The following is a 12410-nucleotide window of genomic DNA, read 5'->3' as shown; positions in this document are numbered from 1 at the left end:
ACACAAAATAAATAAACACAAAAGTAGCTCTCTTGTTAGTTTAAAATGAGAAGTTTAAATGGATATAAAAGCAAAAGCTGCTTTTGTAAAGCAGCTTTTGTTATATTTTGAGAAGGATTTATATTAAATACCTAATTCTTCAAACATTGTAACTAATTTGTCTCCGTCACTAGGTCTTGGAGCATTAGCGCTAACAATATTTCCGTCAGGATCAATTAAAATAAATCTTGGTAATCCTTTGATTAAATAATCTTTTGTAAAGCTTAATTCATCTTCAGGAGCTCCAGCGAATAATTGTACACCAGTCATCTCTCTATCTACAATTGTTTGCTTCCATTTTTCTTTATTTTGAGCTTTATCAACATTAATACTAACAAATTCAATATTCTTGTCATGGAATTGTTGCTCGAATCTCTTTAATAAAGGAATTTCTTTTTTACAGAAACCACACCAAGTTGCCCAAATATCAATGTATATGTACTTGCCTTTACCTACTAAGTCATCTAAAGAAGTTTTCCCACCATTATAGTTTACATAGCCATCAAACTTAGGAGAAGGTTGTCCTTTAGCAGTTAATTTTAACTTATTATATAAATCAGTAATTACCTTTTTATTGTGAGTATTAGTAGAGAAATTATTATATTTTTTATAATACTCACCTAAATTGTTTGTATAGGTGATACTCTTTTCTGCAGCTTTGTGCATTAAGTCATTTTTAACTAAAGTATCGTTTACTTCATTGTGAACAGTTTCTAAGTACACTACATCGAAGTCACCATCTTTAGTCTTTTTTCTATTCGCTATTTCATCTAACCTTCTTTTAATTAAATCTCTGTAAGGTTTAGAATTCATATAATCTAAACTATTGTTTAAATCTACATTGTTTGGAATATCTAGGGGAAATTGATCAGAAACTACAAATTCATCATCACCATATACAATTCTATGGAAATTTTGATAGTTTTTAATTGCCAATGCAAATTCGTAGTTAATATTCCTCTTCTCCATTTCTAAATACTCAGGAGGTAATTGAGAACTTTGTGCTAAATCTTCCAAAGTAGATTTGTACTCATCCATTTTACTTAAAAACTCATCTTCATTGTATGAAAAAAGTTTATTAATGTTTCCGAGTACAAGACCAAATTTCTTACCTCTTTCAGTTAAGTAAGTATTAATGTTTGCAGTAGATCCTTCAAAAACAGGGTCAGAAGTTCTCTTTTTGGCATCAACCAATAGTTTTAAATCATCAACAGATGTTAAGTAAACAGGTACAATACGTTTACCTACTTTTAATGTATAGTGTCCAGGAGTGATACCTTTTAATGTGTCAAGAAAAGTTTTGTTTTTTCTGTCAAAACGAATTTTCTTGTCAAAGTTATATCCTGAAAGTTCTATTGTACGTTTTCTGAAATTATCAACCTTACCAGAAAGCACCAAAAAATCTTTTGGCTTCTCTTTTTCTTCACATGCGGTAAAGAATGAAATTGCTAATAGAATAAGAAACAGTTTTTTCATGATTCTGTATTTTGTGGGAATATAAATTATGTTTATAAATCCGAAATTAGTTTTTTTTTGAAACACCTCAAAATCTTTCACCAAAAAATTTGGAAAAAATGCTTTGTTTACAGACTTTTGAGTGCCTAAAATTAGTGAAATTATAGTTCTTTTACAGTTTAATTAACATTTTAAAACTGATTTATACTAAGTTAGTTAATTACTGAAAGATAATTTGCATATACTTTCATTTTACTATTAAAACGAAATCTTAGGCTTAATATTTTAAATCTAAAAATGACCAAAGTAGTTTTTATAACAGGAGCATCTTCAGGAATAGGGAAGGCTATTGCTGAGTATTTAGTAGAAAAAAAATATAAAGTTTATGGAACCAGTAGAAATCCAGATAAAGTAAAAGACATAAGTTTTCCTTTATTAGCTTTAGATGTACTGAATACAGAAAGTATTAAAATAGCAATATCAACTTTGATAGATAGAGAAGGTCGAATAGACGTATTAATTAATAATGCAGGGAAAGGAATTACTGGTCCAATAGAAGACACGCCAACAGAAGAAATGAAATCGAATTTTGATACAAATTTTTTTGGTCCAATAGAAGTAATAAAAGCTGTTTTACCTTACATGCGTAAACAAAAATCTGGAAAAATTATAAATGTGACTTCAATTGCCGGCTATATGGGATTACCTTATAGAGGAATATATTCTGCAAGTAAAGGAGCTTTAGAATTAATCACAGAAGCTATTAGCATGGAAGTAAAAAGTTTTGGGGTAGATGTTGTTAGTGTGGCACCTGGAGATTTTTCTACAAATATAGCTGCGGGAAGATATCATACTCCTGTATATGAAAATTCTGCATATAAGGATAGTTATGCGGAGAACTTAGCTTTGATGGACGAACATGTAGATCATGGAGAGGACCCGATGGTGATGGCAAAAGCGATTCATCATATAATTACATCTAAAAAAACAAAGATTCATTATAAAGTAGGAGGATTTATGGAAAAGTTTTCTGTTGTTTTAAAACGAATCTTACCTGATAGGGTTTATGAAAAGTTGTTAATGAATCATTATAAGTTGTAAAAAATAAATTAAAATCAACTATTTAAAATAATCTGTTTTGGTTAAGTACAATACCCGCAGAAAAGAAAATTAGAGAATATTGTGCAGAAAAATCAAAGGAGATGGGTAACATTTTTTCTACTATGACACATAGATTAAATGTTTTACGCAATTTTATAAATAGTTGAAAAAATGAAGGATTTAAAATTTTATGTATTAGTTTTTGTCACAGTATTATTTAGCTCTTGTTCAGATGATAAAGACGATGTGATTAAAAACCCTACACCAGAAAATTTAGAAGTTAAAGTAACAGGAATAAGTTCTGATTTAGCTACCATAGAAATGTCTGCTACAATTTCTGACAATACACAATTAACTTATGATGTATATTTAAATAATGTTATAGTAAAAGAAGGTTATACTTCAAATACCTTAGTTTTAGCTGAATTAGAATCTGCTACAGATTATTATGTAAAAGTAGTGGTGAAAAGTGCACAAGGAAAAGCAGCCTTAAAAACTATTGAATTCAAAACTTTAGATCCTATTATTCCGTCTACTTTTGAAGTAGAAGTTAATGAAATAGAACAGGAAAAAGCTTTAATCATCTGGACAGAATCTAAATTAAGTAATGGAGAAAATGTTGTTTATGATGTGTATGTTGATGATAATAAGGTTGTGAAATCATTGACTGATAGAAGTTATAAGTTAGAAAATCTAAAACCTTTTACTTTATATAAAGTAGAAGTAGTAGCGAGGTACAAAAGGGAAACGAGTACTAAACATATAGACTTCCGAACATTAGGAACACCTCCTTCAGAATTTCCATTATCTTTGAGAGAAGGATTAAATGGGAAATTTGATCCTTATGACTTATGGGTAGAATGGACACCTCCTACAGTAGAAGATGGATCATGGTATAACTACCAGGTGTATTTGAATGATGAGTTGTTAGATGATGGATTATTTAGAAATAAGGATTCATATCATTTTTTCAATTTAAAAGAAGACACAGAATATACATTTAGATTAGTAGCAAAATCTTCTAATAATACCGAAAGAGAAGAATCTATAACTTTTACAACAAGATCGTTTCTTATACCTAGCGATTTTGAAATTTCTGTTACGGATATAAGAGCTTCTAGAGCAAAAATAGCTTGGAGTGAATCTAAAGCAGATAATTATGAGGTAACATACACCATGTATATAAATGATGATTTTCATAAATCAAATGAAAAATTTGATGATATAAGAAGAGAAACTCTATGGAATTTACAACCAGGCAACACATATACAATTAAGATTATTGCTAGGGCTAAAACTGCAGAGGGAGCAAGTGGCGGTTATATTAAATATAAAGTAGAAGAAGTAACATTCACTACAAATGCAGATTATCCTATACATCCTTCAATTTCAGTTGATGAAGCAGTATTATATACTAAAGATAGCCAGTTTTTTCCAGGACAATTAATTGTAAAAGGAATTCCTTCTTTAAAAATAAGTTATAAAGAGTTTTTTGTGGCTGATTTTTCAATTTCAAATTCCTTAATTCAAGATAAAGTGCTTACTAGTAATGTGCTAACAGATGAAGAGTACGAGAAAGTTAAAAATAATCCTGTAGGTTATGTTTTAATCTCAGAGTTTGATACAAATGTAGACTACTATGACCGTATTATTTATAAACTACCATTTAATGTAGTTATTAAGAAAAATTAATAGTCTAGAAGTTTGAATTGAGTTGTTCTTTAGCTCTAATAAGTTGATCTATAATAAACTCAACACCATTATTATCATTGGTTTTTGTCATAAAGTTAGCAGTTTCCTTAACTAAAGGATGTGCGTTTTCCATAGCGTAGCTGTAATAAGCAGATGCTAACATTTCTAAATCATTATTATAATCGCCAAAAGCCAATGTTTCTTGTGGTGTGATATTGTATAATTGTTGTAATAATTGAATAGCTTCCCCTTTATTTGAATTCATTTCAGAAATATCAGCCCAATTAATAGCAGATAGTTTTACTTTAAAGTCGCCTTCTAAATGTTGTAGATGAGGATATATATGATTTTCAGCATCAATCTCATGATACAAAGCAATTTTTAAAATATCTTCTTTAATGTCACTAATGTCTGTAATGATTTCGTAGTCACTGTAATATTGTGTCATTACATCTAAAGCTTTTTGAGAAGAGGTAAATGTATATGCTTTATCTTTTGTGCAAAATAATAGATGAGTGTCTTGTAAACTCAATAACAAAGGAGCTAATTTTTCTATGCTTTCCTTTTTTATGGTGTTAGAGGATAATATATTTCCTTCTTTAATGACTATACCGCCATTTTCAGCTACAATAATAATATCCTCTTGAATAGAAGATAATTTATCTTTAATACTATAAAGAGGTCTTCCACTTGCAGCAACAAAAAGAACATTATGCTGTTTTAATTTTTCAAATTGTTGATAAAATAATTGACTAACTTCATGATTGGAGTTTAATAATGTTCCATCCATGTCGGTTACCACCATTTTTACCTTTGCTAAATCCATAGTTTATAGTATTAGCAAACAAATATAAAATAAGCTTTTTGGAATTAACGGTTGTAGTGATAACTTTTGGTTAAGTTTTTAAAAAAGAAAAAAAAAGAACAAGTTTAATATTGTAAGTTTGCACAAAACTTACTGTAATTAAATACAAGAATTAATGAAATTTTTTATAGATACTGCCAACTTAGAGCAAATCAAAGAAGCACAGGCGTTAGGTATTTTAGATGGAGTAACTACTAATCCTTCTTTAATGGCAAAAGAAGGTATTACTGGAGAAGAGAATATCAAAAATCATTACAAAGCAATTTGTGAAATTGTTGATGGAGATGTTTCTGCAGAAGTAATTTCTACTGATTTTGAAGGAATGGTGAAAGAAGGAGAAGAGTTAGCAGCGTTACACCCACAAATTGTAGTAAAATTACCAATGATAGCTGATGGTGTAAAGGCATGTAAGTATTTTTCTGATAAAGGAATCAAAACAAATGTAACTTTAGTGTTTTCTGCTGGACAAGCTTTATTAGCTGCAAAAGCAGGTGCTACCTATGTTTCTCCTTTTATTGGTCGTTTAGATGATATTTCTACAGATGGTTTAAACTTAATTTCTGAAATTCGTCATATCTATGACAATTATATGTTTGAAACTGAAATCTTAGCTGCTTCTGTTCGTCATACAATGCACGTTATAGATTGTGCTAAAATTGGTGCAGATGTAATGACAGGACCTTTAAAAGCAATAGAAGGTTTATTAAAGCATCCATTAACAGATATTGGTTTAGAAAAATTCTTAGCAGATCATAAAAAAGGAAACTAAAGAATAATCAATATAAATACATAAGAAATCCGTGCCTATGGTGCGGATTTTCTTTTTTAGTGATATTTTTGCAGACTGATGTATCCAAAAAAACAACTTGCACAATTAGTTATTTCTGCTTGTCAGTTTCATAAAGTTGATAGAGTAGTAATTTCACCTGGTTCCAGAAATGCGCCTTTAACTATTGGTTTTTCAAATATAAAAACTATAAAAACGTACAGTATAGTAGATGAGCGCTGTGCAGCTTTTTTTGCTTTAGGGATGGCACAGCAAACTCAAAAGCCAGTAGCTATTGTATGTACTTCAGGTTCTGCATTATTGAACTATTATCCTGCTATAGCTGAAGCGTTTTACAGTAGAATTCCTCTATTAGTGATTTCAGCTGATAGACCAAAGCATTTAATTGATATTGGTGATGGACAAACTATACGTCAAGAACAGGTTTTTGATAATCATATTTTATGTTCAGCAAACTTAAAAGAAGATAAAAACGAGTTCAAATTCAATAAGACGCAAATTCAGAAAGCAATCTATACTTGTATACAACAACAAGGACCTGTACATATTAATGTACCTTTTGATGAACCGATTTATGAAACTGTAGAGGTGTTGGAATCATTTAGTTTTGATGAAGCTAAAGTGGTTAGTAGAAAAGCAGCAATAGATTACCACAAATTAACTGAGATATGGAATTCCAATCAAAAGAAATTAATTTTAGTTGGTGTTCATCATCAATGCGAAGAAACTCAAAAGCTCATTGATGTTTTAAATAATGATCCTTCAGTATTAGTGATGACAGAAACCACATCGAATCTTCATCACGAAAAAAACATCAATTCCATTGATAAATTGATATCGAAATTAAATGTAGATGAGTTTAAAGAACTCCAACCTGATGTATTAGTTACATTTGGAGGAATGGTTGTTTCTAAAAGGATAAAGCAATTTTTAAGAAAGTATCAGCCAAAACACCATTGGCATATAGATGAGTACAAACAAATGGATACCTATTTCTGTTTATCCCAATTTATTCAAGATAGTCCTATTGCGTTTTTTAGAAATATAAAAGATAGTTTAAAACCTGTAGAGTCAAACTATCAAAAGACTTGGGTAGAAGAAAAAAAATCAAGAGATCAAAATCATAAAAATTTTCTTTCAACAGCTCCTTATTCGGATCTGAAAGTAGTGAAGAAAGTTTTAAGTGAGATACCAAAGACTTCTCAAATACAGGTTAGTAATAGTTCGCTAATTCGATATATGCAGTTGTTTAATGTAGACTCAAGTTATAATGTTTTTTGTAATAGAGGAACTAGTGGAATTGATGGAAGTACATCTACTGCAATTGGTGCGGCTCATGCGGTAGATAAACCAACAACATTATTGACAGGTGATTTAAGTTTCTTTTATGATAGTAATGCCTTGTGGAATGGTTATATTCCAAATGATTTTAGAATTATCTTGATCAATAATTCAGGCGGAGGAATTTTTAAAATAATTCCTGGCCCAAAATCAACAAATGCACTTCGCTATTTTGAAACACCGCATCAATTAACAGCTGAATATTTAGCGAAGATGTTTAATTTTGAATATTTAAGCGCACAATCAACGGAAGATTTAGAAAGATGTTTCGCTAGTTTTTATTTAGAGAGTGAGAAGCCTAAAATAGTAGAAATTTTCACACCATCTGATTTGAATGATCAAATTTTAAAAGAATATTTTAACAGTTTATAAATGGAATTAAAAGAAGGAGATAAGGTAGACTTAATTATAGGTGTAAGAACAGCATTGGGATATACCGTTTTAATAAATGAGAGTTACGAAGGGTTATTATACGAAAATGAAGTGTTTTCTGATGTTGAAGAAGGTATGCGAACTGTTGGATATATTAAAAAGATTAGAGAAGATGAAAAGATTGATGTTTCGCTAAGACCACAAGGTTTTAAAAATGTAATTGATGAAGATGTAGATAAAATTTTGAAAAAACTACATGAAAAAGGAGCTTTATTATTAACGGATAAAAGTTCTCCTGAGTCTATCAAGTTCCACTTACAAATGAGTAAAAAGGCATTCAAAAGAGCCATTGGAAATTTGTATAAGCAACGAAAAATTCAGATTTTTGATGACCGAATAGAGTTAATCAAAAAATAAATTAAAAACACATACTATGAAAAAGGCGCTATGGATTTTCCTATGTCTTACAGGTACAATCATTTCTCATGGGCAATACCAAGAAAGTATAGATTCAGGTAGGTCAGGTAGAGCTGTTACAGCTTTTACTGTAGGGAAAAATATTGGTCAAATTGAAGCAGGGTTAAATTATCTTGATCTACAACAACAATTTTCTACAGCCCCTTTTTTACGTTATGGATTAACAGAAACTATTGAACTTAATGGAGGAGTAGATTATAATTTTTCTGATTCAGAAATAAGAGTCTATAATTTTGGAGCTAAATTCAATATTTTTGAAGGAGATACTATGTTACCTTCTTCTGCATTTTTAATAAACTTTAATATACCAAATAACAGTGAAGAAAATCCTTTTTCTAAAGTGTTATTTATTTTCAATTTTAGATCTCACGGTAATTTGAGTATTACAGGAAATATAGGTGCAAATATTGATTTAGATAGTACAGAGATCATAGGTGAGGATGATAATGGTAATTCCAAAACAACTGAAGTTGTTAAGTTTGAAGCATTGTATTTATTAAATGTAGGCTATCAATTGAGTAATAAATTCTCTGTTTTTGTCGAACCTTACGTTTTGTTTAATAAATTTAATAATCCTAAAACTAATTTCAATGTAAATTCAGGAGTAACATACTTAGCTACCAAAGATATTTTATTGGATATTCAGGCAGGATATAGTATTGCTGATAAATCATTTACTGCTAGTTTAGGAATGTCGTGGCGATTCCCATTTTAGAGAGAGTTAAATAATATCAAATAAAAAAGGAGAACATTTTAGTTCTCCTTTTTTTATGAATTGTATAATAGTAAATTATAATTTTTCATCATCGTCATCATTTTGCTCTTCTTCAGGTTGTTCTTCATCATTATTTTCCTCTTCTTCTTCCTCTAAAGGAGCTTCTTTTGGAGCATTCTTTAACTCAGCTTCAACACGAATAATGTTTTCATAAAAAGCTTCTGCATTAGGATCAGAAAGTTCCATTTTACCATAAGCTTCTTTGTAATAAAATAAAGCTTGTTCATAATCCTTTCCAGATTCATGATACTTTCCTACATAATATTCACCTAAATGAGATTCGGGATGCTTGATCATAACAAAATCTCCTAAAACTCTTAAGTAATCACCATCAAGTTTATCAATAACGATTCCTTCAATTGCGTAAATGTCTTCAAATCGAACATTTAAATTCGTACCATATAAATATTCAATATCAAGGTATTTAGATTCTAAATATTTTATAGCTTCGAGCGGATCTAAATCTTTAATTTTTTCATCATATTCTTGTTTAGATATTCTAGGGTATAATCCAAAAATATTACTAAATGCATCAGGTAATGCTTTCACTAAAGCAGTTGGCTTATCGCTTTCATCTTTAAAATCATTAAAAGCAATATGTAATTTTTCTGTTTCTAAAGTCTCTAAACCTTTTTTAAGTTGCTCATGTAAATCCCTTCGTTCTTTCTTTTCATAAGGATTAGAACTCACATACAGATAAAATTGATTGTCAATTTCATCAAGTCGTTTCAAATCAAAATTACTAACCAGTCTAAGTGTTTGTTCAGTTAATTTTGGAGAAATAGAAACGTAAGCATTAAAAATAGGATTTTGTTCCTTTAAGAAATGAAGTAAGAAATTTCCAGCATCTCTATCACCAACAATAGTTAGATATGGAGACGTTTTATAGTTTGCTTCCAAATAAGGGATTAATTCTTTTTTGATATAGTTATAGAATTTTTTTGATGTATCCGTTAAGTTTCCACTTTTAGTAACTACAGAAACATCTTTATTTTTTCTAAAGTCTACATCTAAACCAACAACAATTTGTTTTGGTGTTAAATCAGCGTTAGCATAAATCTTAGAATTCCCCACATAAATATCAAATAAGTAGTCATTATCTAAAACAATAGCAATTGGATATTTGCGGATCGTATCTGTTTCATGTTCTTTAGGAACATATAATTTTATAGTTCTATCTCTATTAAATTCAACAGAATTTACCTTTTTAGTAGAAATTCCTCCTTGTGAGAAAAGACAGAAGTTAAAAAATAAGATGGATATTAAAAGTAGATTTTTCATCGACATAGTTGTATTTCCTTTTGAGTAATAAAAGTGCAAAGCTATAATTATAGTATTTTTGTTTTTCTAAATAACGAATTTTTTTTCATATTATGATACAGATCGAGTGGAAAACTGTAAAAGAATATACAGATATAACCTATAAAAAATGTAATGGTGTAGCCAGAATAGCATTTAACAGACCTAATGTTAGAAATGCATTCAGACCTCATACCACAAGTGAATTGTTAGATGCATTTCATAACGCACATGAAGATACTTCTATTGGTGTAGTTTTATTATCTGCTGAGGGACCATCAACTAAAGATGGAATTTGGAGTTTTTGTTCAGGAGGAGATCAAAAAGCAAGAGGGCATCAAGGTTATGTGGGACAAGATGGATATCATCGTTTAAACATTTTAGAGGTACAACGTTTAATTCGTTTTATGCCTAAAGCAGTAATTGCAGTAGTGCCAGGTTGGGCAGTTGGAGGAGGTCACAGTCTTCACGTTACTTGTGATTTAACATTAGCAAGTAAAGAACATGCTATTTTTAAACAAACAGATGCAGATGTAACTTCTTTTGATGGAGGATATGGTTCTGCTTATCTAGCTAAAATGGTTGGACAAAAGAAGGCTAGAGAAATCTTTTTCTTAGGAAGAAATTATTCTGCTCAAGAAGCATATGAAATGGGAATGGTAAATGCAGTAATTTCTCATGATGAATTAGAGTCTACTGCTTACGAATGGGCACAAGAAATTTTAGCAAAATCACCAACTTCAATTAAGATGTTAAAATTTGCGATGAACTTAACTGATGATGGAATGGTTGGTCAACAGGTGTTTGCTGGAGAAGCGACTCGTTTGGCGTATATGACAGATGAAGCAAAAGAAGGTAGAGATGCTTTTTTAGAAAAGAGAAAGCCGAACTTCGATAAAAGATGGATTCCGTAGTATTCAATTATCAATTATCAATTGTTCCGTTGTGCATCTAAGGTGAAATCATGTCAATTCGAGTGGTTTTTCTGAATGCAATGAAGAAAAATTGTATCGAGAATCAATGTTTGGGTTTTCAAAATGATATTTTTTGGTAGACTTTTTCTTGTTTCAGGGGTAATTTAGATTGTAAAAAGATAAATACAATTAAAGCAATTGGTGATTCATCATTAACAATTATTAATAATCAGTTAATAATTAAAAAACCTATGTGATTTATAGTGAAATATTTTACATTGTAGATCCAAAATCGTAAATCAACTAAATGCAATCACAAATAGTTACATTTTTAATTAAATGTCCAGATCAAAAAGGTTTAGTAGCCAAGTTCACTACGTTTTTTTATCAAGAAGGATTCAATATTTTAAGCTGTCAGCAATATGTAAATAGTATTGCTGATCGTTATTATATGCGTATTCGTTTAGATGCTGAAGGTGCTGAGATTTCTAAGAAAGAATTAGAAACTAAATTTTTAGATTTAGCTGAGACTCTAGAGTGTACATGGTCTGTGCATTATGAAAGTGAGAAACAGAATGTAGCGATTATGGTTTCGCATACTAGCCATTGTTTGTACGATTTGTTAGAAAGACAAAGAGAAGGAACTATAGATTGTAATATCAGTTTAATTATTAGTAATCATAATAAGCTGAAACCAATTGCTGATATGTTTGGTATACCATATTATCATTTGCCAATTACTAAAGAAACTAAGAAGCAACAAGAAGCAGAAGTTAAAGAGTTATTGACAAAACATAATGTGGATTTAATTGTAATGGCACGTTACATGCAAATTTTATCTGAAGATTTTATCAATACCTATCCTGAACGAATCATTAATATTCATCACTCTTTCTTACCAGCTTTTCAAGGAGCAAATCCTTACCAAAGAGCTTATGAGAGAGGTGTGAAATTGATAGGGGCTACAGCACATTATGCAACTGTAGATTTAGATGAAGGACCCATTATTGAACAAGATGTAGAAAGAATAACACACGAGAGCACGCCTAAAACATTAAAACAGATAGGAGCAGATGTAGAACGATTAGTGTTGGCAAAAGCTGTGAAGTGTCATTTGCAACATCAAATTATTGTGTCAGATAATAGAGCTATTGTGTTTCCAGAATCTGGAGAGTAGTTGACAATGCTCATTGGTCAGTGAACAATAAACAGTTATGATTGATCAATGAAGTTGATAAAAATTGGATAAGATCCACGATTTTTATTTGTTTTAAGAAGTGAAAAAATAGTTTT

11 protein-coding genes are annotated in these 12410 nt (G+C 30.1%); 8 read left to right on the top strand and 3 right to left on the bottom strand.

Annotation, left to right across the window (positions count from 1 at the left end; genetic code table 11):
- Positions 1 to 123: 123 nt before the first annotated feature.
- A complete protein-coding gene (locus BVC87_RS20055; protein WP_075344196.1) occupies positions 124 to 1515 on the bottom strand; it encodes a TlpA family protein disulfide reductase in 1392 nt (463 codons plus the stop codon).
- Between the two features lie 276 nt (positions 1516 to 1791).
- Between BVC87_RS20055 and BVC87_RS20050 the strand changes: the two genes are divergently transcribed.
- Both BVC87_RS20050 and BVC87_RS20045 read left to right on the top strand, forming a co-directional pair.
- Positions 1792 to 2595, top strand: coding sequence for an SDR family oxidoreductase (locus tag BVC87_RS20050; RefSeq protein WP_075344195.1), 804 nt, complete (start codon positions 1792 to 1794; stop codon positions 2593 to 2595).
- 171 nt (positions 2596 to 2766) lie between these two features.
- Complete coding sequence (locus BVC87_RS20045) at positions 2767 to 4287, top strand: fibronectin type III domain-containing protein (protein ID WP_075344194.1); 1521 nt, start codon at positions 2767 to 2769, stop codon at positions 4285 to 4287.
- 4 nt (positions 4288 to 4291) lie between these two features.
- Here the strand turns inward: BVC87_RS20045 and BVC87_RS20040 are convergent, their stop codons facing one another.
- Complete coding sequence (locus BVC87_RS20040) at positions 4292 to 5113, bottom strand: HAD family hydrolase (protein ID WP_075344193.1); 822 nt, start codon at positions 5111 to 5113, stop codon at positions 4292 to 4294.
- Positions 5114 to 5267: 154 nt separating this feature from the next.
- Here BVC87_RS20040 and fsa point away from each other — a divergent pair, with 154 nt between their 5' ends.
- The 4 genes from fsa to BVC87_RS20020 all read left to right on the top strand — a co-directional run bounded on the left by fsa (position 5268) and on the right by BVC87_RS20020 (position 8844).
- Positions 5268 to 5921: a fructose-6-phosphate aldolase gene (fsa, locus tag BVC87_RS20035; RefSeq protein ID WP_075344192.1), complete on the top strand. Its 654-nt coding sequence runs from the start codon at positions 5268 to 5270 to the stop codon at positions 5919 to 5921.
- 78 nt (positions 5922 to 5999) lie between these two features.
- Complete coding sequence (gene menD, locus BVC87_RS20030; RefSeq protein WP_075344191.1) at positions 6000 to 7652, top strand: 2-succinyl-5-enolpyruvyl-6-hydroxy-3-cyclohexene-1-carboxylic-acid synthase; 1653 nt, start codon at positions 6000 to 6002, stop codon at positions 7650 to 7652.
- Positions 7653 to 8069, top strand: a complete 417-nt coding sequence (locus BVC87_RS23880; RefSeq protein ID WP_075344190.1) for a S1 RNA-binding domain-containing protein — start codon at positions 7653 to 7655, stop codon at positions 8067 to 8069.
- A 16-nt stretch (positions 8070 to 8085) separates the two neighbouring features.
- Entirely contained in the window at positions 8086 to 8844 is a 759-nt protein-coding gene (locus BVC87_RS20020; RefSeq protein WP_075344189.1) for a transporter, read from the top strand.
- A gap of 75 nt (positions 8845 to 8919) precedes the next feature.
- On the opposite strand, the gene BVC87_RS20015 is transcribed toward BVC87_RS20020, so the two are convergent.
- Positions 8920 to 10185, bottom strand: coding sequence for an alpha/beta hydrolase-fold protein (locus BVC87_RS20015; RefSeq protein WP_075344188.1), 1266 nt, complete (start codon positions 10183 to 10185; stop codon positions 8920 to 8922).
- 92 nt (positions 10186 to 10277) lie between these two features.
- On the opposite strand from BVC87_RS20015, the gene BVC87_RS20010 reads away from it, so the two are divergent.
- Together BVC87_RS20010 and purU are read left to right on the top strand one after the other, a co-directional pair.
- The gene (locus tag BVC87_RS20010; RefSeq protein ID WP_075344187.1) at positions 10278 to 11117 is read left to right on the top strand and encodes a 1,4-dihydroxy-2-naphthoyl-CoA synthase; all 840 of its coding nucleotides are present in this window, start codon (positions 10278 to 10280) and stop codon (positions 11115 to 11117) included.
- Between the two features lie 307 nt (positions 11118 to 11424).
- The gene (gene purU / locus BVC87_RS20005; RefSeq protein ID WP_075344186.1) at positions 11425 to 12294 is read left to right on the top strand and encodes a formyltetrahydrofolate deformylase; all 870 of its coding nucleotides are present in this window, start codon (positions 11425 to 11427) and stop codon (positions 12292 to 12294) included.
- Positions 12295 to 12410: the final 116 nt, after the last annotated feature.

Source organism: Tenacibaculum agarivorans (genome assembly GCF_001936575.1).
In the GTDB taxonomy this organism is placed as follows: domain Bacteria; phylum Bacteroidota; class Bacteroidia; order Flavobacteriales; family Flavobacteriaceae; genus Polaribacter; species Polaribacter agarivorans.
The sequence above is the reverse complement of the archived record's forward strand: the minus strand, read 5'-3'. Positions and strand labels throughout refer to the sequence as shown.

Bases quoted from the DNA above. Each gene is read 5' to 3' on its own strand.
- BVC87_RS20055 (WP_075344196.1), bottom strand. From the start codon at position 1,515: ATGAAAAAACTGTTTCTTATTCTATTAGCAATTTCATTCTTTACCGCA.
- BVC87_RS20050 (WP_075344195.1), top strand. From the start codon at position 1,792: ATGACCAAAGTAGTTTTTATAACAGGAGCATCTTCAGGAATAGGGAAG.
- BVC87_RS20045 (WP_075344194.1), top strand. From the start codon at position 2,767: ATGAAGGATTTAAAATTTTATGTATTAGTTTTTGTCACAGTATTATTT.
- BVC87_RS20040 (WP_075344193.1), bottom strand. From the start codon at position 5,113: ATGGATTTAGCAAAGGTAAAAATGGTGGTAACCGACATGGATGGAACA.
- fsa (WP_075344192.1), top strand. From the start codon at position 5,268: ATGAAATTTTTTATAGATACTGCCAACTTAGAGCAAATCAAAGAAGCA.
- menD (WP_075344191.1), top strand. From the start codon at position 6,000: ATGTATCCAAAAAAACAACTTGCACAATTAGTTATTTCTGCTTGTCAG.
- BVC87_RS23880 (WP_075344190.1), top strand. From the start codon at position 7,653: ATGGAATTAAAAGAAGGAGATAAGGTAGACTTAATTATAGGTGTAAGA.
- BVC87_RS20020 (WP_075344189.1), top strand. From the start codon at position 8,086: ATGAAAAAGGCGCTATGGATTTTCCTATGTCTTACAGGTACAATCATT.
- BVC87_RS20015 (WP_075344188.1), bottom strand. From the start codon at position 10,185: ATGAAAAATCTACTTTTAATATCCATCTTATTTTTTAACTTCTGTCTT.
- BVC87_RS20010 (WP_075344187.1), top strand. From the start codon at position 10,278: ATGATACAGATCGAGTGGAAAACTGTAAAAGAATATACAGATATAACC.
- purU (WP_075344186.1), top strand. From the start codon at position 11,425: ATGCAATCACAAATAGTTACATTTTTAATTAAATGTCCAGATCAAAAA.